Source organism: Curtobacterium sp. 22159, assembly GCF_052045775.1.
Classification (GTDB): Bacteria; Actinomycetota; Actinomycetes; order Actinomycetales; family Microbacteriaceae; genus Curtobacterium.
Genome location: NZ_JBQEPN010000002.1, coordinates 33,661 through 54,244, shown reverse-complemented (window position 1 = coordinate 54,244; position 20,584 = coordinate 33,661). Strand labels below are relative to the sequence as shown.

Sequence of the window (20,584 nt, the reverse complement as noted above, 5' to 3'; positions counted from 1 at the left end):
GTATGATCATCCCATGATCGAGATCCTCAGCCCGGCCGAGGTCGACCGTGCACGTCGGACCGGTGCCCTCGTCGGCACGATCCTGCAGACGCTCCGGGACCGCACGCGCGTCGGCACCAACCTGCTCGACATCGACCGGTGGACGAAGGCGATGATCGAGGACGCCGGCGCCGAGTCCTGTTACGTCGACTACGCGCCGTCGTTCGGGCGCGGACCCTTCGGCCACCACGTCTGCACCGCCGTGAACGACGCGGTGCTGCACGGACTCCCCCACGACCGTGCGCTCGCCGACGGGGACCTCCTCACCCTCGACCTGGCGGTGTCCCTCGACGGGATCGCGGCCGACGCGGCGATCAGCTTCGTCGTCGGCACCCCGGACCCGGCGGACCTCGCGCTCATCGAGACGACCGAGCGCGCCCTCGCCGCCGCAGTCGCCACCGCCGGCCCGGGCGTGCGCACGGGCGACCTGTCGCACGCGATCGGCACCGTGCTCGAAGGTGCCGGGTACCCCGTGAACGTCGAGTTCGGCGGCCACGGCATCGGGTCGACCATGCACCAGGACCCGCACGTGTCGAACACCGGTCGCCCGGGCCGCGGCTACACGCTCCGGCCGGGCCTGCTCCTCGCGCTCGAACCCTGGGTGATGGCGGACACCGACGTCCTCGTCACGGACGCCGACGGCTGGACGCTCCGCAGCGCGACGGGGGCTCGAACGGCCCACACCGAGCACACCGTGGCGATCACCGAGGACGGCGCCGAGGTCCTCACCCTGCCACGCTGACCGGCGCGCCGCCCGCGGCGACGGCGACGACCACGTCCGCGCTCGGGTGGAGCAGGGTCACGGGCTGTTCCGCACCGTCGAAGTGCGCGACGCCGCGGTCGAGGTCCACGTCGACGGACGTCGGGTCCACCCGGAGCCCGCGTCCGTCCCGTTTCAGGACGGCCTCCTTCACCGCCCAGCACGCAGCGAGCGCCCGGGGGTCATCACCGGCACGGGAGCGCTCAGCGCCGGTGAAGGCGTCGAGCGGCGCCGCGGCGACGCGCGACACCCGCTCGACGTCGACACCGAGGGACCCTGGCCCGACGGCCAGGGCGAGCAGTCCCGTCGTGCGGGCAAGGCTGACGCCGACGCGCTCGCCGTGCACCTCGGCCCACGGGCGGCCGTGGTCCGTGGCACCGCAGTGCGCGCAGGAGCGCCCCGCGCGCACGGTGACCGGGTCGGCGGCGGTTGCGGCGACGACGGCGGCGACCAGCGCCTCCCGGTCGGCTGCGCGGTCCGCGCCGCGCGCGGCGAGCGTCACGACGACGCTGCGGAGGCGCGGCAGGCTCACGGAACGAGCCTACGGTGCGGGCGTCAGGCGTGGGTGAGCGCGATGAGCGCGACGTTCATGGTGCTGTAGAGGCCCTCGGACCGGGTCGCCTGGCGGACACGGCCGCGGAGCACCTCGTACCTGCCGTCGTGCTCGCGCACGAACCCGATGACGCCGCTCGCGGGCGTCGACACCCGGTGGTAGCCGTCCTCGAGCGGGACGACCTCGGTACTCGTTGTTCGCTCCATCGCAGTTTCCCCTGTCTCGTTCGTCGTCGAACGCGCCCTGAGCATACCCCGGTCGGGGGACAACTCCTTCACAGGCAGGGCGTTCCACGAGGGTTCGCCCGGAGTCTGCCCGGACCGCTGCGCCGCCTGGATAGACTCCGGGCAACAGCGCTCCGTGGCGCGGTTCCGGGCACGCTCGGGCCTCCCGCCACGGCGACGGACGGAGGACGGATGCGAGCGGTCCAGGACGGATCGGCCACGGGTGGGACGAGCACGAACAGGGGGACATCGCGGCTGATCGCCCGCGTCGCTGCGGCGCTGCTCGCGATGGTCGTCGTGCTGGCCCCGGCAGCGACCGCCCGCGCGACCGCGCCCGTCGACCTCCGCGGCGCGTACGTCCTCGACCAGGCGGGTGCCCTCGACTCCGCCCAGCAGGCGCGCGTCGAGAGCGCGATCACGAAGCTCTACTCGGAGACCAAGACGCAGCTGTACGTGGTGTTCGTGCCGTCGTTCTCCGACCCCGCCGACCACTCCGCGTGGGGCTCGGCGACGCTGCAGAAGAACCAGATCGACAGCGACGGCATCCTGCTCTCGGTCGCCGTCGACGACCGGGACTACGACGTCCGTCAGACCAACGAGACGGCCATCTCCAGCTCCGACGTCCAGACCGCGGTGGACGACGACCTGCTCCCGGCACTCAAGCGGAGCGACTGGTCGGGCGCGGCCGTCGCGTTCGCCGACGGACTCGCCGCCTCGCAGGCGCCGCCGAACCTCACCTGGCTGTGGATCCTGCTGCTCGTCGTGGTGGTCGGCGTCGTCGTCGTGCTGATCGTCGTCCGGACCCGCAACAAGCGCCGGACGGCAGCGGCGACGAAGGCGCAGGAAGCCGCCCTGGCCGACCTCGAACGCCGGGCCGGGGGCGCGCTCGTCACCATCGACGACGAGCTGCGCACCGCCGAGCAGGAGGTCGGGTTCGCCACAGCGCAGTTCGGGGAGGACGCGGCTAAGCCCTTCGCGGACGCCCTCGCGGCGGCGCAGCAGGCCGTCCGCCGGGCGTTCACGTTCCAGCAGCAGCTCGACGACGAGATCCCGGACACCCCGCAGCAGCGAGCGGACTGGTCCAAGCAGATCATCGCGATCTGCGAGCAGGCACACGCCTCGCTCGAGGAGCAGACCGAGGCGTTCGACCGGCTCCGCTCGCTCGAGGCCGGGGTCGAGCAGGCCGCCGCCACCCTCGCGAACGACGTCGACGCCGCCCCCGCCGCGGTGAGCGCCGCCGCGGCCGCGCTCGACCGGGTGCGGGCCGCGTACGCCGGTCGGACCCTCGCCACGGTCGCCGACACCGTCGACCAGGCCCAGCAGGTGCTGGCGTACGCCACCGAACGGTCGCGAGCGGCCACCGCGGCGATCGCCGCCGGCGACAAGGGCGAGGCCGTCGTCGCCGTGCGTGACGGGCAGCACGCCCTCGCGCAGGTGCAGCAACTCACCGCGAGCGCGACCGCCGCCGAGGACTCGTTCCGCGAGGCGACCGCGCGTGCCGACGCGATGCGCGCCGACATCGAGGGCGACGTCGCGGCCGCCCGCACGCTGACGTCCGGCGGCCCGGACCTCGCCGCAGCGGTCACCCGCGCCGAGACCGTCCTGCGCCAGGGCTTCGACCCGAAGGACCCGATCACCGCCGTCGACGCGCTGACGAAGGCGAACACCGAGATCGACCGGGCCATCGCCACAGCCCGCGGCGCGGAGGAGCAGCACCGCCGCGCCGCACGAGCGCTCGACGACGCGCTCCGCGACGCCCGGAACCGGATCAGTCAGGCCCGCGACTTCGTGTCGCTGCACCGCGGAGGCGTCGGACCCACGGCCCGCACCCGACTGTCCGAGGCGGAACGCGCCCTCGACGACGCGGTCCGGCTGGCCACCTCCGACCCCGGACAGGCCCTGCAGGCGGCGCGCGCCGCAGAGCAGTACGCCGCGGCCGCGATGGACGCCGCCGACGACGACATGAACGGCTGGGGCGGCGGGGGCTTCGGCGGCGGGGGCGGGAACGGCGCCCAGCTCGGCGGCCTCGTCACGGGACTCGTGCTCGGCGGCCTGCTCGGCGGCCGCGGAGGCAGCTACGGCGGCGGCTCCTTCGGGGGCGGCGGTGGCGGCTTCGGCGGTGGCGGCGGCTTCGGCGGCGGTGGCGGCTTCGGCGGCGACGGGGGCGGCGGCGGGTTCTCCGGCGGCGGCCGGTTCTGACCCCGCGACCGCGCATCCAGCGACCGCACGGCGCACCCCGCGACCGCGATCCCCCGACGGCCCATCCCGCGTCCCGCACCGGGGCACGACAACGACCAGCAGCACCACCAGACCACCAGGAAAGGGAACAGCAATGGCAAAGCAGACGATCTTCGGTCGCATCTCGACCCTCGTCCGAGCGAACGTCAACCAGCTCATCGACAGCGCCGAGGACCCGCAGAAGATGCTCGACCAGCTCGTGCGGGACTACTCGAACAACATCGCGGACGCCAAGACCGCGATCGCGCAGACGATCGGCAACCTGCGACTGCTCGAGCAGGACCACGAAGAGGACAAGAAGGCCGCCGTCGAGTGGGGCCAGAAGGCCGCGAACGCGTCGAGCGCCGCGGACAAGTACCGCGCCGAGGGCAAGACCGCCGAGGCCGACAAGTTCGACAACCTCGCCAAGATCGCCATCGGCAAGCAGATCGCCGCCGAGCAGGAGGTCAAGGACGCCGAGCCGAACCTCGCCGCCCAGAACGAGGCCGTCGAGAAGCTCAAGACCGGACTCGCCGGCATGGAGCAGAAGCTCGAGGAGCTCAGGTCCAAGCGCGACAACCTCGTCGCCCGCTCGAAGACCGCCGAGGCCCAGTCGAAGGTGAACGACGCCCTCGGGAACATCGACGTGATGGACCCGACGAGCGACCTCGGCCGCTTCGAGGAGAAGGTCCGCCGCGAGGAGGCCAAGGTCCTCGGTCAGCAGGAACTCCAGTCGTCGAGCCTCGACGCGCAGTTCGAGAGCCTCGAGGACGTGGGCAAGGACGCGGAGGTCGAGGCCCGTCTCGCGGCGCTGAAGTCCGGCGGCTCGTCGAACCTGTAGCCACCGCACCCCTGGGCGACGCCGGACCCCACCTGACAGACTGAGACGATGCAGTTCCTCGTGGTCGGTCAGTGGCAGGGTTCGGCGTCGTCCCGTGCGATGCGGCTGGGAGACGGGGCGACGGCCATCGCGGCCGACCTGCCCCGCGCCTCCACGACCGTGATCGACGTCCCGGCGGGAGCGGGAGACCGGCTCGAGACCGCGGTCGCGCGCTACACGTCGGTGCTCGCGGTCGCGGAGCGCGTCGCGGAAGAGACCGGTGTCGCGTCGGAACCCGTGCTCGTCGTGGGCGGGGACGGCGCGAGCGTCCTCGGCGCCACGGTCGGCCTCGGACCGGGCACCGCGTTCGTGCGGTTCGCCGGGTCGAGCGGGTTCCGAGCGCTCAACCGCGCGCAGCCGGTCGCCGCCGAGACCGCCGTGCTGCGCATCCTCGTCGACCGGCCGGACGACCTGTTCCCCGCGCTCCCGACGCTACCCGCCTCGTCGATCGTGGTGGCCGGCGTCCGCGGTGTCGAGGACGCCGAGACGAAGGCGCTCGACCGCGCCGGCGTGGTCCACCTCGACGTGGACGCCGCCACGCCCGAGGCGATCAGCGCGGCCGTCGACGCCACGGGCGCCGAGGCCGTGTTCGTGCACGTGGACCTCGACGTGCTCGACCCGTCCGAGGTCGACGGGCTGCTCGAACCCGTCCCGTTCGGACTCGACGGCGCCGGGCTCGTCGAACGCATCCAGGCGGCGACGCGGGGCCGTCGTCTCGCGGGTGCCGCGCTCACCGGCTTCGCGCCCGTCGACCCGGACCGCGCCGTCGACGACCTCGGCGTCATCCTGCGGGCTGTCGGTGCCCTGACGAGCGCGTCCCGGGCGAGCTGACCGGGGACGACCGGGGGACGACCGGGTACGCACCGCACTCGGCAGGACCCCCGTCGGCTCGCGTACGCTCGGCGGCATGACGGACTACGACCTCATCGTGATCGGCGCCGGCGCAGTCGGCGAGAACGTGGCGGACTACGCCCGGAAGCGCGGCCTGTCGGTCGCGATCGTGGAGGCCGAACTCGTCGGCGGTGAGTGCTCCTACTGGGCGTGCATGCCGTCGAAGGCACTGCTGCGGAGCGGTCACGCCCTCTCGGCGGCGAAGCGCCTCGACGGGGCGAAGCAGGCAGTGACGGGCGACCTGGACGCGGCGCGCGTGCTCGCCCGCCGGAACTCGTTCACGTCCGACTGGAAGGACGACGGGCAGGTCTCCTGGCTCGAGTCCGCCGGCATCGACCTGATCCGCGGACACGCCCGGATCACGGGCGAGAAGACGATCGAGGTCGACGGGAAGGCGTACACCGCGGCCGCCGCCGTGGCGCTCGTCACCGGGTCGCTGCACACGCTGCCGGACCTCCCCGGGCTCGCGGACGCGAAGCCGTGGGGCACGCGCGAGGCCACGAGTGCCCAGGAGGTCCCGGAGAGCCTGCTCGTCATCGGCGGCGGGGTGTCCGGCTCGGAGCTCGCGACCGCGTGGGCCTCCCTCGGAGCGAAGGTCACCCTCGTCGCACGGCACGGGCTCCTCGGCGGCATGGAGCCGTTCGCGGGCGAGCTCGTCGCCGACTCGCTGCGGGAGCTCGGCGTCGACGTCCGCACCGGCGTGAACCCGACCCGCGTCGACCGCGACGAGCACGGCCTCGTCACGACGACGCTCGACGACGGCACCACCATCGTCACGAGCGAGGTGCTCGCCGCCACCGGTCGCGCCGCCCACACGCGAGACCTCGGCCTCGAGAGCGTGGGACTGACGGCCGGCGACTGGCTGCAGGTCGACGACACGATGCTCGTGCAGGGCACCGACTGGCTGTACGCCGTCGGCGACGTGAACCACCGCGTGCTGCTCACCCACCAGGGCAAGTACCAGGCCCGCGCGGCCGGCGAGGCCATCGCCGCCCGCCACCAGGGCACGCCGCTGCACACCGAGCCGTGGGGCGCGCACGTCGCGACCGCCGACCACGCGGCCGTCCCCCAGGTCACGTTCACCGACCCGGAGGTCGCCAGCGTCGGCCTCACCGAGTCGGCGGCCCGCCAGCAGGGACTGAACGTCCGCGCCGTCGAGTACGAGCTCGGCAACGTCGCCGGGGCCGCACTGCAGGCGGACGGGTACACCGGACGGGCCAAGATGGTCGTCGACGAGGACCGGCACGTCGTCGTCGGTGTGACGTTCGTCGGGCAGGACGTCGCCGAGATGCTGCACGCCGCGACGATCGCGGTCGTCGGCGAGGTCCCGGTCGACCGGCTCTGGCACGCGGTCCCGGCGTACCCGACGATGAACGAGATCTGGCTGCGTCTGCTCGAGACGTACGGTCGCCCGGAGTAACGGTGCGGAACCCGCTGCTCGACTCCCCCGTGTCGCGGGCCGGTTGGCTGTTCGCGACCGCCGTCGGGCTCGCCGTCGGGGTGCCGCTCTCCACCGGTCGGGTCCGGGTCGTGGACGGGCTGATCGTCTGCACGGGGCTGCCGAGGTGGGTGTTCCGCCGCGGTGGCACGTGCGTCGGCTCGGTCTACCTCACGCGCGACAACGACGGGGAGCGCGTGCTCCGGCACGAGCGCGTGCACGTCGCGCAGTGGCGGCGCTACGGGATGCTCATGCCGTTCGTCTACGCGTTGGCCGGGCGTGATCCGTTGCGGAACCGCTTCGAGGTCGAGGCCGGGCTGGAGGACGGCAACTACCGCTGATCGACGGTGCCGTCCGTCCTGCGGTCGCGACCGCGGTGCCGAGCGGGCAGGACACGCCGCACGCGTGTCACCGAGTGGGCACGACCGGTCGGCCGGGGACGCCGAGTTCGACAGAACGTGCCCACTCGCGGAGCGGGCCGGGCCGGGCCGGGCCGCGCGGCAGCCGGTCAGGCGGCGGGGCGGCGGGGCACCACCAGGGGCGTGCCCGTCTCGGGGTCGGGGACGACCACGCACGGCAACCCGAAGACGTCCTCGACCAGGTCGGCCGTCACCACCGCCGCGGGTGGCCCGGCGGCGACGATCGCCCCGTCCCGCATCGCGATGACGTGTGTGGCGTACCGGGCCGCCTGGTTGAGGTCGTGCAGCACCGCCACGACCGTCCGACCGGCGGCGTGCAGTGCGGCAGCGAGCTCCAGCACGTCGTACTGGTGGGCGATGTCGAGGAAGGTCGTGGGCTCGTCGAGCAGGACGATGTCGGTCTCCTGCGCGAGCACCATCGCGATCCACACCCGCTGGCGCTGGCCGCCCGAGAGCTCGTCGACGCTCCGGTCGGCCAGCGCGACCGTGGACGTCTGCTCCAGCGCGGCCTGCACGGCCGCCCGGTCGGACCCGGACGACGGGTGCAGCAGGTCCTGGTGCGGGAACCGGCCGCGGGACACGAGGTCACGCACCGTGATGCCGTCCGGCGCGATGGGCGTCTGCGGCAGCATCCCGACCCGGCGCGCCACGGCCTTCGGACGGTACGAGTCGATCGGTGCGCCGTCGAGGTACACGGTGCCGGCGGTCGGCTTGAGGGTGCGCGCGAAGGACTTCAGCAGCGTCGACTTGCCGCACGCGTTCGGCCCGACGATCACCGTCAGCTCGCCGTCGGGCACGTCGACGTCGAGCGAGGAGACCACCACCCGGTCGTCGTACGCGAGGGTCAGTCCGCGCGCGCCGAGTGCCGTCCGCGGAGGCGTCGTCGTGGCGTTCAGTTCTCGGCCTTGCCGTGCCGCCAGTAGCCCATGAAGGCGACCTGCTCGCGGCCGAGGCCGACGCCCCGCACGAGGTGGCGCCGCAGCTCCTTGACGCAGCCGGCCTCCCCCGCGATCCAGGCGTACACGGGCCGCGGCGCGTCCGCTCCGGGGATGTCCCAGAGGACCTGCTCGTCGACGTCGACGTCCGTGAGCTCGGCGGTTTCCCCGCAGCCGGGGCCGGCCGCGACGGTGGAGGCCCACGCGTGCACCTGGTCGGTCATCCGGACGCCGTGCGAGGCGCCGTTCCGGGCGATCCAGCGCACCTCGACACCGGCCGGCGCCGTCACCGGGAGCCGGTCGGCGTCGGTCGGGACCTCGATGAACACGTGTCCGACGGTGGCGACGTCGAGCGCTTCGAGGATCGCGCAGATGGCGGGCGCGGCCGTCTCGTCACCGGCGAGCAGGATCCGGTTCGCCGTGCCGGGGTCGAACTCGGCCGCACCGGTCGGGAGCTCAGCGGGCGAGGACGGCACGGCGGGGCCGACGATCCGGAGTTCGTCGCCGACACGGCAACCGGACACCCAGCGCGAGGCCGGGCCGGTGTCGCCGTGGGCGACGAAGTCGATGTCGAGCTCACGGGCGTCTGGGCGGAACGACCGGACCGTGTAGGTGCGCAGCGGGTTGCGGGTCGCGTCCGGCAGTGCCCGCCACGCGCCGTACCAGTCCTCGCCGTCGGGCAGGTCGGTGAAGCCGTGACCGGGGATCGGCAGCACGAGCTTGATCCGCTGGTCGAGGCCGACGGCGGAGAAGTCGGCGAGGGCGTCGCCCGACAGGGTCACCCGGACGAAGTGCGGGGTGAGCGGTACGACGGCTGCCACGCGGACGGAGAAGACACGGTACCGGGCTGCCACGACATCGAGTATGGCATGCCTTACCTAAGACGCCCAAGGGTCCGCACGGTGCGAGGATCGTCCCGTGTCCGGAGCCGACGACGAATTCGCAGACCTGCCCGACCTCGCCCGCGCGAGCGGCGTGACGGAGCCGATGCGCGCCTCCAGGCAGGTGGTCCGCACCGCCGACGGGCAGGAGATCGCCGCCATCCGCTGGACCCGTCGCGGCGACGGAGCGGGCCAGGAGGCGCGGATCACCTACCTGCACGGGCTCGGCATCGACGCGCACAGCTTCGACGCGACCGCCCTCGCCCTCGGCGAGCCCGCCGTGGCGGTCGACCTGCCCGGGCACGGCCGCTCGGGTTGGCGGGACGACGCCGACTACGCCGCGGCCGTCACCGCGCCGGACGTCCTCGCCGCGCTCGACGCCCTCGAGGTGCCGCCCGGGGTCGTCGTCGGTCACTCCCTCGGAGCCATCCTCGCCGCGCGGCTCGCGGCACTCGCGCCCGAGCGGGTGACCGGGCTCGTCCTCGTCGACATGTCGCCGGACTTCGCACAGCGGGCGGTCGACCGGATCGCCCGCGCGCTCGAGGACGAGGAGCCGTTCGCGTCCCTCGACCAGGTGGTCGACCGGGCGGTCGAGGCCCGGGTCGGCGACGACCGTGCCGTGCTCCTCCGCGAGGCACGTCACACCACGCGACTCGGTGCCGACGGGCGGCTCGTCCGCCGCCACCACTTCCCGCACCTGCCGGCGGGGCGCACCGCCTCGGTGGGACGGTTCGCCGACGCCTGGCCCGACCTCGAGGCCCTGGACGTACCGATCCTCCTCGTCCGGGGTGACCGTGGCTACGTCTCACCGAAGCTCCACGCGCAGTTCGCCGAGCGGCTCCCGGCGGCGGAGATCGTCACCGTCGCAGCCCGGCACGCGGTGCAGAACCAGGCGCCCACCGAACTGGCCCGGGCGATCCGGGCATGGACGGAAGGTAACGGTTTGTTGCACCCGATCGAAGAACCGTCGCCGGACGGCACCAGCCGCCGGTAACCTCGTGCGAGCGCAGCGACGACCGTCGCCCTCGCGCCCGGAAGGAACCCACAACCCATGAGTCCGCTCCTCCCCCGCAGCACCTCCCGCCTCGGCCGCGCGGCCCTGGCCGCCACCGCGGTCGCCGTCGCCTCGGCGCTGGTGCTCACCGGCTGCTCCGGCTCCTCGAACGAGACCGGCGGCACCGACGCGACCGTGCGCGTCGGCCTCGTGCTCGAACCGACCAGCCTCGACATCCGCACGCAGTCCGGCGCCGCACTCGACCAGGTGCTCATCGACAACGTGTACCAGGGCCTCGTCGGCCGCACGGCGGACGGGGACATCCGCGACGTGCTCGCCTCCTCGCACGAGGTGTCGTCGGACGGGCGGACCTACACGTTCACGCTGCGGAAGGGCACCACGTTCCAGGACGGCAAGGACGTCACCGCGGACGACGTCGTGTGGTCGCTGCAGCAGGTGAAGTCGAACGCGTCGTACGTCGACTCCGCGCAGCTCGCGAACGTGTCGTCCATCTCGTCCCCCGCCCCGGGCGTCGTGCGGCTCGAGCTCGCGAAGCCCGACTCGGACCTCCTGTGGAACCTCACCGGACGCGCCGGCCTCGTGCTCGAGAAGGCAGCGCGGAACGACCTCTCCGACACCGCCAACGGCACCGGCCCGTACGAGGTCGCGAGCTGGAAGCAGGGCGACTCGCTGACGTTCAAGCGGAACGCCGACTACTGGGGCACCAAGGCGAAGGTCGCGAAGGTCGTCTTCCGGTACATCACGCAGCCGTCGACCGCGGTCAACGCGATGGCGAACGGCGACCTCGACGTGCAGACCGCCGTCGACGGCACGCTGAAGAGCCAGCTGCAGGGCAACTCCGACATCACGCTCCACACCGGCAAGACCACCGACAAGTACACGCTCGCCTTCAACGACCAGAAGGCCCCGTTCACCGACAAGCGCGTCCGCCAGGCGATCCGGCAGGCGATCGACACCAAGGCGATCATCAAGGCGGTCGGCGGCACCGGTGTCCAGCAGGGCGGCCCGATCCCGGAGCTCGACCCCGGCTACCAGGACCTCACCGACATCGACGCGTACGACCCCTCGAACGCGAAGAAGCTGCTGGCCGAGGCCGGACAGCGGGACCTCCACCTCACCCTGACGTACGCGAACATCTACTCCGCGACGATCGGCGACGTGCTCAAGTCCCAGCTCGCCGACGTCGGCATCAGCCTGACCGTGAAGCGGGTCGACTTCGCCACGTGGCTCTCGCAGGTCTTCGAGGCGCCGAAGAGCGGCAAGCGTGACTTCGACCTGTCCATGGTCGACCACGTCGAGGCACGCGACTTCGGCAACTGGGCGAACCCCGACTACTACTTCGGCTACGACAACGCCGAGGTGCAGTCCCTGTACGCCGAGTCGGTCGCCGCGACGAACGAGTCGGACAAGGTCGCCGCCCTCCAGAAGGCGGCGAGGATCGTCAGCGAGGACGCCGCGGGCGAGTGGCTCTACACGGCGACGTCGATCACCGCGGTCCGCAAGGGCGTGACGGGCGTGCCGTTCGACGGCACGAACTCGCGACTCGACCTGTCGAAGCTCGCCGTCAAGTGAGCCGACCTGCTCCCGGAGCACCGGTCCCGTGACCCGGTTCCTCATCGGGCGGGTGCTCCTGCTCGTCGTCGGCCTGTTCGTGGCCAGCGTCATCATCTTCGCCACGCTCCGGGTGCTGCCCGGGGACGTCGCGCAGGTGGTCGCGGGCACGCAGGCGTCGCCGGCGCAGGTGGCCGAGCTCCGGCAGCAGCTCGGGCTCGACCGCCCGCTCCCGGTCCAGTACCTCGACTGGGTCGGCGGGCTCTTCCGCGGGGACCTCGGGCGGTCGCTCGTCACCGACGGCCAGGTCGCGCCGGAGATCGCCCAGAAGCTGTCGGTGACGCTGCCGCTCGCCGCGATGTCCCTCGCGGCGGCCCTCGTCATCGGGGTGCCGCTCGGCGTCCTCGCCGCGGTCCTCCGTCGGCGACCGGGCGGCGTGGCGATCACGTTCGTCGCGCAGGCCGTCGCGGCGATCCCGGTGGTCTGGGCGGGGATGCTCCTCGTCGCGCTGTTCGCGGTGACGCTGCACTGGTTGCCGACGCAGGGGTTCCCGCTGGACGGCTGGGACGAGCCCGGGCGCGCGTTCGCCGCACTCGTCCTCCCGGCCGTCACCATCGGCGCGGTCGAGGGTGCCGTCATCCTCCGGTTCACCCGGTCGGCGACCCTCACGGTGCTCGACGCCGACCACGTCCGGACCGCGGCCGCGATCGGGCTCACCCGGACCCAGGCACTGATCCGGCACGGACTGCCGTCGGTGGCCCTCACCGTGCTCGCCGTGCTCGGCGTGCAGATCGCCGGGCTCCTCGTCGGCGCGGTGGTCGTCGAGCAGCTGTTCTCGCTGCCCGGTGTCGGCCGCATGCTCGTCACCGACGTCGGACGCCGGGACATCACGAAGGTGCAGTCCGAGCTGCTCGTCCTCACCGGCCTCGTGCTGCTCGTCGGGTTCGCGGTCGACGTCGTGCACCGGGTGCTCGACCCCCGGCAGCGGGAGGTCGCCGAGTGATCCGTCGTCTCCTCGCCCGGCCGACCGGGGTCTTCGCCGTGGTCGTCCTCGGCCTGCTCGTCGTCCTCGCGGCGGTCTCCCTGGTGTGGACGCCGCAGGACCCCTTCCGCACCGACCCGTTCCACCAGTGGGAACCGCCGGGCGCCGCGCACTGGTTCGGCACCGACGCCTCCGGCCGCGACATCGCCAGCTACCTGCTCGCCGGCACCCGGACGACCGTCCTCGTCGCGATCGGGTCCGGGGTCATCGCGAGCGTCGTCGGGATCGTCCTCACCGCGATCGGGTCGCTCACCGCCCGCTGGGTCCGCGAGGGCACGGCGGTCCTGCTCGACATCCTCGTCGCGTTCCCCACGCTCCTGACGGCCATGCTCCTCACCGCCGTGGCCGGTGGATCGCTCGGCGTGGTCATCGTGAGCGTCGGCCTCTCGTTCGGCGTGACGATCGCCCGCGTCGCCCGTGGCGAGATCCGCCGGATCGCCCGGAGCGACTACGTCACCGCCGCGCGTGCGTCGGGCGTGGGGAGCGCCGGTGTGCTCTACCGGCACCTCGTCCCGAACGCGGCACCGTTGTTCACCGTGCAGCTGTCCCTCGCGATGGCGACCGCCGTCCTCGCCGAGGCCGGTCTGTCGTACCTCGGCTACGGCGCCGGGTCGGGCACCGCGTCCTGGGGCAGCCTGCTCTCCGATCTGCAGACGTACATCGGGGTGCACCCGTGGAGCGCCACGTGGCCCGGAGCCGCGATCGCGCTCGTCGTCGCGGCGCTCTCGCTGCTCGGTGACGCCGTGCGGGACGCCACGGACCCGCGCCTCACCACGAGCGACCGAACCGCCGGCACGGCGCCGAGCGACCGCGCCGCGGACGGCACACCGACCACGGGGGTGACCGCATGACCGACACCGCGACCGGCGCTGCCGGGCTCGAGGTGCGTGGACTGACGGTCCGCATCGACCGCCGGACGATCCTCGACGACGTGACGTTCACCGTGCCTCCCGGCCGCCGCCTCGGCGTGATCGGTGCCTCCGGCTCCGGGAAGTCGATGACCTCGCTCGCCCTGATGGGGCTCGAGCCGGCCGGTGCGGTCGTCGAGGGCAGCATCCGGCTCGACGGGACGGAACTCGTCGGCCTCCCCGACCGCGAGCGCGCCCGCCACCGTGGCTCCGGCATCGCGATGGTGTTCCAGGAGCCGGGCACCGCGCTCGACCCGCTGCGCCGGGTGGGGGCACAGATCGCCGAGCCGCTGCGTCTGCACCGTGGGCTCGACCGACGTGCGGCCACCGCGGCTGCCGTCGACCTCGCGGTGTCGGTGGGGCTGCCCGACCCGGAGTCGCTGCTGCGGCAGTACCCGCACCAGCTGTCCGGCGGGCAGCGGCAACGGATCTGCATCGCGATGGCGATGGCCGGTCAGCCGTCGTACCTCGTCGCGGACGAGCCGACCACGGCGCTCGACGTCACGACCGAGGCGCGCATCCTCGAGCTGTTCGAGCAGCTCACCGCCGGCATGGTGTTCGTGACGCACGACCTCGCCGTGCTCGCCCGCATCGCCGACACCGCGGTCGTCCTCGACGCCGGCCGGGTCGTCGAGCAGGGCACCGTGGCGGGGCTCCTCGCCGCGCCGCAGCACCCCGCGACGGCGGCGCTCGTCGACGCCGCCCGTGCGACCGCCAGGAGGACCGCCCCGTGAGCACCACAGCACTCGAGGCCGTCGGGCTGCACCGGACCTACCGGCTCCCCCGACGCGGACCGTTCGAGCCCGGTCCCGTCCGGACGGCGGTCGACGGGGTCGACCTCGCCGTGGCGCCGGGCACCAGGCTCGGGATCGTCGGCGAGTCCGGCTCCGGCAAGTCGACGCTGGTGCGGCTCCTGGCCGGACTCGAGGCGCCGTCCGCCGGGACCGTGCACGCCTCCGGTCGTCCGGTGGTCGCGTCGGGTCGCTCCGGCGCGATGCGGTGGTTCCGCCGCGAGACCGGGGTCGTCTTCCAGGACCCGTACGCGTCACTCGACCCGCGGATGCGCGTCGGAGCCATCGTCGCCGAGCCGCTGCGAGCGCTCGGCATCGGCGGGTCGGCCCGGGAACGGGCCGGGCTCGTGCGCGACGTGCTCGAGCGGGTCGACCTGCCCGCCGACGCCGTCGACCGGTACCCGCACGAGTTCTCCGGCGGGCAGCGGCAGCGCATCGCGATCGCCAGAGCCGTCGTGCACGCACCGAAGATCCTGTTCGGCGACGAGCCGATGAGCGCGCTGGACGTGGTGGTACGGGCACGGGTGATCGACCTGTTCCGCTCGCTCGCGGACGACCTCGGGCTCACGCTCGTGCTCGTGTCGCACGACATCGGGGTCGTCCAGCGGCTGTGCGACACCGTCGCGGTCATGGCTGCCGGGAAGGTCGTCGAGCACGGCCCGGTGTCGCTCCTCGACGACCCCCGGCACCCGGTGACGCGGACGCTCGTGGAGGCGGCGCCCACGCTTCCCTGACCGCCGCCGCGGACACGCGTCCCGCGCCGGTCACCACACGGGTGGGTGCCGCCGCTGCCACCGCAGGCGTCGCTCCAGCTGCGCCCCGATCGCGAGCAGCACCCGCTCGCCGCCGGGGCGCCCGACGAGCTGCACCCCCATCGGCAGACCCCCGCCGTCCGGGTGGTCGTCGGCGGTGGTGGCGACGGGCAGCGTGATCGCCGGCAGACCGGACACGTTCGCCATCGACGTCCACGGTGAGTAGGCGCACTGGCGGCGGAAGTCCTCCTCCGGGTCGTCGCCGTACCAGCCGAGCGGTCGGGGCGGCAGCGCGAGCGTCGGCGTCAGCACCGCGTCGAACCGGTCGAACGCGCCGATGAGCGCCGCCGAGAAGGCGTCGAGCGTCGTCATGGCGTCGAGCACCTGCGTCCCGGTGAGCGCCCGACCGCGGTCCACGAGCCACGACACGAGCGGCGTCAGCGCCGACAGGTCGATCCCGGGGACGAACGGCAGGCGGGCCGCGCTCGACTCCCACGCCACCCGGAACGCGTCGGCGTACGGCGCGCGGGGCATCGCGACCTCCTCGACCCCGTGACCGACCTCGCCGAGGACCCGCACCGCCGTCTCGACCGCCGCGCGGGCAGCGGGGTCGACCACGACGTCGACGGCGTCGTCCCACGGTGACCCGTCGAGGATCCCGACCACGAAGCGACCCTCGCCACGGACGGCCGCAGCGGTGAACGGGCCGTCCCCGACGTCGGGCGTGACCAGTGCGTACGGCTGGGCCTCTGGCAACCCCGTCGGAGCGACGAGCGCGTCGAGCAGCATCCCGGCATCCGCGACCGTCCGGGTGATCGGTCCGGCGACCGAGAGGCCGCCGACACCGCTCCGCCCGGGCATCGACGGCACCCGGCCGCGGCTCGGCTTGAGCCCGACGAGCCCGGTCGCCGCGGCGGGGATGCGCACGGACCCGCCTCCGTCGGACCCCACCGCGGCGGGCAGCAGGCCGGCCGCGACGGCGACCGCGGCGCCGCTCGAGGACCCGCCCGGCGCCCTCGTCGTGTCGTACGGGTTGCGCGTGACGCCGGAGCGGGTCTCCGACGACGAGGACATCCCGAACTCCGGGCTCGCCGTCTTGCCGAGGCTCACCGTCCCGGCCGCGTCGAGGGCGGCGACGAGCGGGTGGTCGTCCGTGGCCGCGCGTGCCGGCAGCGACACCGTCCCGTTGCCGGTCGGGACGCCACGGCGGTCGTAGAGGTCCTTGTCGGCGGACGGGAGGCCCCACAACGGCCGCGACGTCGGCACCAGGTCGCCGAGGTGGTCGGCTCGTTCCCGAGCGGCATCCGCCGTCACCGTCACGAACGCGCCGAGCTCCCGGTCGAGCCGGCCGATGCGGGCCAGGAAGTGGTCGGTCGCCTCACGGACGGTGACCTCACCCCGTCGGATCCAGTCCCAGAGTTCCTGCGCGGAGAGGTGGTGGAGTTCGAACACGGTTCCCGAGCCTATGCCGACACCCCCGCCGCCCGGCTTGCATCCTTCGGAGGAACCGGCGGAGGTGCGTCCCTTCGCCGGTCGTCCCGGGACGGCGGCGTCCCTAGCGTCGACGTCATGACGATCACCACCGAAGACCGGAACACCACCGGCACCGCCCGGGCGGACCGGACGGGGGTGTCGGGGCTCGTCGCCCGGCACCCGCTCGTCGCCTTCGCCGCCCTCGCGCTCGGCCTGAGCTGGGCCGCGTGGGTCCCGTACATCCTGTCCCCGCACGGCCTCGGCGTGTGGGACCTCCACTTCCCCGAGCTGCTCGGCACGGCCCAGTTCACCGGGGTGCTGCCCGGCGCGCTGCTCGGCCCGCTGGGCGGAGCGTTCATCGTCACCGCGCTCGCCGACGGACGCCCGGGCCTGCGGCGGTGGGTGGGGCGGCTCTGGCGCTGGCGCGTGTCCTGGTACTGGTACGCGCTCGCACTCGTCGGGGTCCCCGCGCTCATCGTCGCCACCGGGCTGCCCTTCGCCGGCGGTCAGGTGCAGGCGCCGAGCATGCTCGCCCTCGTCGCGCTCGTGCCGGGGCTCGTCGTCCAGCTGTTCACGACCGGCCTGTCCGAGGAGCCGGGCTGGCGTGACTTCGCGCTGCCGCGCCTCCAGGAGCGCTTCGGTCCGCTCGGCGCCGCTGCCGTCCTGGGTCCGCTGTGGGCGCTCTGGCACATGCCGCTCTACCTCAGCGACTGGGGCGGGTGGCCGAACGCGCACTGGACCGAGCCGCTCGTGTTCGCCGTGTTCACGATCACCTTCAACGTGGTGATGACGTGGGTGTTCAACCGCACCGGCGAGAGCCTGCCGGTCGCCCTGCTCCTGCACGTGGGCGTGAACAACACCATCTCGACGCTCTGGGCCGACATGTACCCGGGCATGACCGCGGGCACGATGATGCACGGTCTCGCGATCGTGTCCACCGTGGCCGCCGCCGTCCTGCTCGTCGCGACCCGGGGACGCCTCGGCTACCCGGGGGCGCTGCACGGGTCCCGGACCGCCGGACGACTCGTAGGATCGAACGATGGCACCCGCTGACGCGCCCGACCGGCCCGAGCGGCTCGACCGGCCGGGCCGGCCCGACCCCCGCGCCCGTCGCACCGACGCCCTGGTCGCCGTCGGTTCCGCCGTCCTCGCCATCGGCCTCCTGCTGGGCGTGCCCGCGGCGGACGCCGCCGATCCGAGCACGATCCCGAGCGGCGCTCCGGACCCGGCGGTCGGCAGCGTCCCGTGGACCCTCCTCGTCGTGACCCTGCTCGTGCAGTCCGCGGTGCTCCTCGTCGCACGCCGGGCGCCCCGGACCGTGCTCCTGGTCGTCGCCGCGCTCCCCGTCGTCCTCGCGTCGGTCAGCGTCAGCACGGTGTTCGGGTTGAGCGCGCTGCCGGTCGTCGTCGCGGTGGTCCTCGCCGCCCTGCGCGTGCCGCTGCCCCGTCTCTGGCCCGCCGTCGCCGTCGCCGCGCTCCTCGTGGCGACGGGCTCCGGCATCGAGTGGGCGGGCACGTCGGGCGCGTTCCGGAGCGGGGCCGCCTTCGGCCTCGGCGCGTCGATCGGCCAGGGCGCGCTGCAGGCGGTCGGCGCGGTGGGCCTGCCGCTCGTCGTCACGCTGATCGTCCGGTCCCGCCGCGAGCTCCGGGCAGCGCGCCGTGCCGAGGCCGACGCCCGGACCGCCGAGGCGGACGCCCGGACCGCCGCCGCAGACGCCCGCACGGCAGAAGCAGCGGCCGTCGCCCGCGAACAGGACGCGCGGGTGGACGCCGCCGTCTCCCGCGAACGAGCCGCGATGGCCCGCGAACTCCACGACATCGCCGCCCACCACCTGTCCGGCATCGCGCTCATGTCGGCGGTCGTCGACCGGCAGATCGACACCGACCCGGAACAGGCCCACGACGGCGTCCGCCAGGTGCGGGAACAGAGCACCGCCGTGCTCGAGGACCTCCGCCGCCTGGTCGGGCTGCTCCGTGACGACGCCCCGGCCGAACGCACCGTCGAGACCGTGGCCGGCATCGTCGACCTCGTCGAGCACGCCCGCACGCGGACGGCCGTCGTCCTCGACGTGCGCCCCGGGGACCGACCGCTCGCGGAGGGCATCGGCCCGCTCACCCAGCTCGTCGCCTACCGCACGGTCCAGGAGGCGCTCGCGAACGTCGCCCTGCACGCCGCCGGTGCCACCTGCACGGTGACGGTCGACGACCGTCACCCCGACCACCTGACCGTCCGCGTCGAGAACGGGGCGCCCACCGCACCGTCCGTGGGCAGCACGCCGTCGGGCGGGAACGGACTGCGCGGCATGCGCGAGCGGGCGGAACTGGTGGGGGCGCGCCTCCAGGTCGGCCCCACCCGGGACGGCGGCTGGAGCGTCGAGCTGGTCACCGGCCGGGAGGCGCCACCAGCGTCCGACACGACCGGGCACGACCCGGAGGTGTCCGGGTGATCCGCGTCCTGGTGGCGGACGACCAGCCCCTCGTCCGTGCCGGGGTGTCCGCCCTGCTGGCCGCGGAACCCGACATCGAGGTCGTCGGCGTCGCGGCCGACGGCGGCGAGGCGCTCGCGCTCGCCCGCTCCACACGGCCGGACGTCGCGTGCCTCGACATCCGGATGCCGGTGCGGAACGGGATCGAGGTGACCCGGGAGCTCTGCTGGCCGGGGGCGGACCCCGCCGTGCCGGTGCTCGTGCTGACGACGTTCGACATGGACGACCTCGTGTTCGGCGCGCTCGAGGCGGGGGCGTCCGGCTTCCTGCTCAAGGACGCGGAGCCCGACGTGATCATCGGCGCCGTCCGGCAGGTGGCGGCGGGGAACGGCACCATCGACCAGGCGCTCACCCGTCGTGTCCTGCGCGAGTTCGTGTCACGGCGGAGTCTCCGCCCGGTGTCCGGCGACCGTGCCGACGACGTGCTCACGGCCCGCGAACGGGACGTGCTCCTGTTGCTCGCCGAGGGGATGTCGAACGAGGAGATCGCCGCGGCGCTCGTCGTCGAGGTCTCCACGGTGAAGTCCCACCTCGCGCGGATGCTCCCGAAGCTCGGGGTGCGGTCACGCTTGCAGGCCGTCGTCTGGGCGTACCAGAACCGGATCGTGTCGGTACCGGACCCGGGCGGGCCGTCCGGATCGTGACCGCGTCGCCCGATCAGCCCCGGCGGCGGTACCGGACGTGCGTGGTCAGCGGGGAGTGCAGGACCTCGACCGGTTCGAAGTCGAACGTCGCGGTGCCGCCGGCGGCAAGTGCTTCGTCGAAGATCCGCTCCCCGGAGCCGAGCAGGACGGGGGCGATGTCGAGGACGAGCTCGTCGACCACCCCCGCGGCGAGGGCCTGGCGCACCGTCGAGGCGCCGCCGGCGATGTCGACCCCGCCGTCGCCGGCCGCCTCGACCGCCCGCGTGTAGGCGGCGTCGAACCCGTCGGTGACGAAGTGGAAGGTCGTGCCACCGTCGAGCTCGATCGGGTCGTGCGCGTGGTGGGTGAGCACGAAGACCGGTGCGTGGTACGGCGGCTCGTCCCCCCACCATCCCTGCCAGTCGACGTCCCACTCGCCGCGGACCGGTCCGAACATGTTGCGGCCCATCACGTACGCGCCGCGCGGTCGCATCAGCCAGGATGCCGCGGTCACGTCGGCCGCGCCGACGTCCGCACCCGGCATGTGCCACGTGTGCAGTTCACCACCGCGTCGACCGAGGGGGTGGTCGATGCTCTGGTCGGGTCCGGCGACGAAGCCGTCGAGCGAGATGGACATGTGGCAGGTCGTGTCGGCCATCGGCTGGCTGCTCCTCGGTGTCGGTGGCGGTGTCGGTGTCGGTGCGGCG

21 protein-coding genes are annotated in these 20,584 nt (G+C 73.7%); 15 read left to right on the top strand and 6 right to left on the bottom strand.

The window, feature by feature from the left end; all coding sequences use genetic code 11:
- The first annotated feature begins 13 nt into the window (after window positions 1-13).
- On the top strand, window positions 14-781 hold the full coding sequence (map, locus tag ACTJKO_RS02425) for a type I methionyl aminopeptidase (RefSeq protein ID WP_440685308.1): 768 nt from the start codon (window positions 14-16) through the stop codon (window positions 779-781).
- On the opposite strand, the gene ACTJKO_RS02420 is transcribed toward map, so the two are convergent.
- A complete protein-coding gene (locus ACTJKO_RS02420; protein ID WP_440685306.1) occupies window positions 765-1,331 on the bottom strand; it encodes a 4'-phosphopantetheinyl transferase family protein in 567 nt (188 codons plus the stop codon). The two genes, map and ACTJKO_RS02420, sit on opposite strands and share 17 nt — an antisense overlap.
- A 23-nt stretch (window positions 1,332-1,354) precedes the next feature.
- The gene (locus tag ACTJKO_RS02415) at window positions 1,355-1,558 is read right to left on the bottom strand and encodes a hypothetical protein (protein ID WP_022905704.1); all 204 of its coding nucleotides are present in this window, start codon (window positions 1,556-1,558) and stop codon (window positions 1,355-1,357) included.
- A 210-nt stretch (window positions 1,559-1,768) separates the two neighbouring features.
- Between ACTJKO_RS02415 and ACTJKO_RS02410 the strand changes: the two genes are divergently transcribed.
- The 5 genes from ACTJKO_RS02410 (at window position 1,769) to ACTJKO_RS02390 (ending at window position 7,343) form a co-directional block, all read left to right on the top strand.
- Window positions 1,769-3,775 (top strand): TPM domain-containing protein, encoded by a 2,007-nt coding sequence (locus ACTJKO_RS02410; protein ID WP_440685304.1) that lies wholly within the window; start codon window positions 1,769-1,771, stop codon window positions 3,773-3,775.
- Between the two features lie 133 nt (window positions 3,776-3,908).
- Window positions 3,909-4,634 carry a PspA/IM30 family protein gene (locus ACTJKO_RS02405; protein ID WP_440685302.1) on the top strand — a complete coding sequence of 242 codons (726 nt, stop codon included), beginning with the start codon at window positions 3,909-3,911 and terminating at the stop codon, window positions 4,632-4,634.
- Window positions 4,635-4,682: 48 nt separating this feature from the next.
- Complete coding sequence (locus ACTJKO_RS02400; protein WP_440685300.1) at window positions 4,683-5,504, top strand: arginase family protein; 822 nt, start codon at window positions 4,683-4,685, stop codon at window positions 5,502-5,504.
- Between the two features lie 76 nt (window positions 5,505-5,580).
- On the top strand, window positions 5,581-6,984 hold the full coding sequence (locus tag ACTJKO_RS02395) for a dihydrolipoyl dehydrogenase family protein (RefSeq protein ID WP_440685298.1): 1,404 nt from the start codon (window positions 5,581-5,583) through the stop codon (window positions 6,982-6,984).
- A 2-nt stretch (window positions 6,985-6,986) separates the two neighbouring features.
- Entirely contained in the window at window positions 6,987-7,343 is a 357-nt protein-coding gene (locus ACTJKO_RS02390; protein ID WP_440685296.1) for a Fe-S oxidoreductase, read from the top strand.
- Window positions 7,344-7,510: 167 nt separating this feature from the next.
- Here ACTJKO_RS02390 and ACTJKO_RS02385 read toward each other — a convergent pair whose 3' ends face one another.
- Together ACTJKO_RS02385 and ACTJKO_RS02380 are read right to left on the bottom strand one after the other, a co-directional pair.
- The gene (locus tag ACTJKO_RS02385) at window positions 7,511-8,317 is read right to left on the bottom strand and encodes an ABC transporter ATP-binding protein (protein WP_440685900.1); all 807 of its coding nucleotides are present in this window, start codon (window positions 8,315-8,317) and stop codon (window positions 7,511-7,513) included.
- On the bottom strand, window positions 8,314-9,210 hold the full coding sequence (locus ACTJKO_RS02380; protein WP_440685294.1) for a siderophore-interacting protein: 897 nt from the start codon (window positions 9,208-9,210) through the stop codon (window positions 8,314-8,316). Before ACTJKO_RS02380 ends, ACTJKO_RS02385 begins: the two co-directional genes overlap by 4 nt.
- Window positions 9,211-9,274: 64 nt before the next feature.
- Here ACTJKO_RS02380 and ACTJKO_RS02375 point away from each other — a divergent pair, with 64 nt between their 5' ends.
- Genes ACTJKO_RS02375 through ACTJKO_RS02350 form a run of 6 tightly spaced genes read left to right on the top strand, consistent with a single transcriptional unit; the run spans window position 9,275 to window position 15,278 of the window.
- On the top strand, window positions 9,275-10,231 hold the full coding sequence (locus ACTJKO_RS02375) for an alpha/beta fold hydrolase (protein ID WP_440685292.1): 957 nt from the start codon (window positions 9,275-9,277) through the stop codon (window positions 10,229-10,231).
- Between the two features lie 57 nt (window positions 10,232-10,288).
- Entirely contained in the window at window positions 10,289-11,824 is a 1,536-nt protein-coding gene (locus tag ACTJKO_RS02370) for an ABC transporter substrate-binding protein (protein ID WP_440685290.1), read from the top strand.
- A gap of 28 nt (window positions 11,825-11,852) precedes the next feature.
- Window positions 11,853-12,806: an ABC transporter permease gene (locus ACTJKO_RS02365; RefSeq protein WP_440685288.1), complete on the top strand. Its 954-nt coding sequence runs from the start codon at window positions 11,853-11,855 to the stop codon at window positions 12,804-12,806.
- Window positions 12,803-13,696: an ABC transporter permease gene (locus ACTJKO_RS02360; protein ID WP_440685286.1), complete on the top strand. Its 894-nt coding sequence runs from the start codon at window positions 12,803-12,805 to the stop codon at window positions 13,694-13,696. Before ACTJKO_RS02365 ends, ACTJKO_RS02360 begins: the two co-directional genes overlap by 4 nt.
- The gene (locus ACTJKO_RS02355; protein ID WP_440685284.1) at window positions 13,693-14,487 is read left to right on the top strand and encodes an ABC transporter ATP-binding protein; all 795 of its coding nucleotides are present in this window, start codon (window positions 13,693-13,695) and stop codon (window positions 14,485-14,487) included. The genes ACTJKO_RS02360 and ACTJKO_RS02355 overlap by 4 nt, the downstream gene beginning before the upstream one ends.
- Window positions 14,484-15,278, top strand: a complete 795-nt coding sequence (locus tag ACTJKO_RS02350; RefSeq protein ID WP_440685282.1) for an ABC transporter ATP-binding protein — start codon at window positions 14,484-14,486, stop codon at window positions 15,276-15,278. The genes ACTJKO_RS02355 and ACTJKO_RS02350 overlap by 4 nt, the downstream gene beginning before the upstream one ends.
- Window positions 15,279-15,308: 30 nt before the next feature.
- Here the strand turns inward: ACTJKO_RS02350 and ACTJKO_RS02345 are convergent, their stop codons facing one another.
- Window positions 15,309-16,748, bottom strand: coding sequence for an amidase (locus tag ACTJKO_RS02345; protein ID WP_440685280.1), 1,440 nt, complete (start codon window positions 16,746-16,748; stop codon window positions 15,309-15,311).
- 117 nt (window positions 16,749-16,865) lie between these two features.
- Between ACTJKO_RS02345 and ACTJKO_RS02340 the strand changes: the two genes are divergently transcribed.
- The 3 genes from ACTJKO_RS02340 to ACTJKO_RS02330 are packed head-to-tail and all read left to right on the top strand — an operon-like array spanning window position 16,866 to window position 19,898.
- Complete coding sequence (locus tag ACTJKO_RS02340) at window positions 16,866-17,822, top strand: CPBP family glutamic-type intramembrane protease (protein WP_440685278.1); 957 nt, start codon at window positions 16,866-16,868, stop codon at window positions 17,820-17,822.
- A complete protein-coding gene (locus tag ACTJKO_RS02335; RefSeq protein WP_440685275.1) occupies window positions 17,809-19,215 on the top strand; it encodes a sensor histidine kinase in 1,407 nt (468 codons plus the stop codon). The genes ACTJKO_RS02340 and ACTJKO_RS02335 overlap by 14 nt, the downstream gene beginning before the upstream one ends.
- The gene (locus ACTJKO_RS02330; protein WP_440685273.1) at window positions 19,212-19,898 is read left to right on the top strand and encodes a response regulator; all 687 of its coding nucleotides are present in this window, start codon (window positions 19,212-19,214) and stop codon (window positions 19,896-19,898) included. The genes ACTJKO_RS02335 and ACTJKO_RS02330 overlap by 4 nt, the downstream gene beginning before the upstream one ends.
- A gap of 13 nt (window positions 19,899-19,911) precedes the next feature.
- Here ACTJKO_RS02330 and ACTJKO_RS02325 read toward each other — a convergent pair whose 3' ends face one another.
- Window positions 19,912-20,535, bottom strand: coding sequence for a dihydrofolate reductase family protein (locus ACTJKO_RS02325; protein ID WP_440685271.1), 624 nt, complete (start codon window positions 20,533-20,535; stop codon window positions 19,912-19,914).
- Window positions 20,536-20,584 lie beyond the last annotated feature (49 nt).

Coding starts and splice junctions, on each gene's coding strand:
- map (WP_440685308.1), top strand. CDS start 14: ATGATCGAGATCCTCAGCCCGGCCGAGGTCGACCGTGCACGTCGGACC.
- ACTJKO_RS02415 (WP_022905704.1), bottom strand. CDS start 1,558: ATGGAGCGAACAACGAGTACCGAGGTCGTCCCGCTCGAGGACGGCTAC.
- ACTJKO_RS02410 (WP_440685304.1), top strand. CDS start 1,769: ATGCGAGCGGTCCAGGACGGATCGGCCACGGGTGGGACGAGCACGAAC.
- ACTJKO_RS02405 (WP_440685302.1), top strand. CDS start 3,909: ATGGCAAAGCAGACGATCTTCGGTCGCATCTCGACCCTCGTCCGAGCG.
- ACTJKO_RS02400 (WP_440685300.1), top strand. CDS start 4,683: ATGCAGTTCCTCGTGGTCGGTCAGTGGCAGGGTTCGGCGTCGTCCCGT.
- ACTJKO_RS02395 (WP_440685298.1), top strand. CDS start 5,581: ATGACGGACTACGACCTCATCGTGATCGGCGCCGGCGCAGTCGGCGAG.
- ACTJKO_RS02370 (WP_440685290.1), top strand. CDS start 10,289: ATGAGTCCGCTCCTCCCCCGCAGCACCTCCCGCCTCGGCCGCGCGGCC.
- ACTJKO_RS02355 (WP_440685284.1), top strand. CDS start 13,693: ATGACCGACACCGCGACCGGCGCTGCCGGGCTCGAGGTGCGTGGACTG.
- ACTJKO_RS02340 (WP_440685278.1), top strand. CDS start 16,866: ATGACGATCACCACCGAAGACCGGAACACCACCGGCACCGCCCGGGCG.
- ACTJKO_RS02335 (WP_440685275.1), top strand. CDS start 17,809: ATGGCACCCGCTGACGCGCCCGACCGGCCCGAGCGGCTCGACCGGCCG.
- ACTJKO_RS02325 (WP_440685271.1), bottom strand. CDS start 20,535: ATGGCCGACACGACCTGCCACATGTCCATCTCGCTCGACGGCTTCGTC.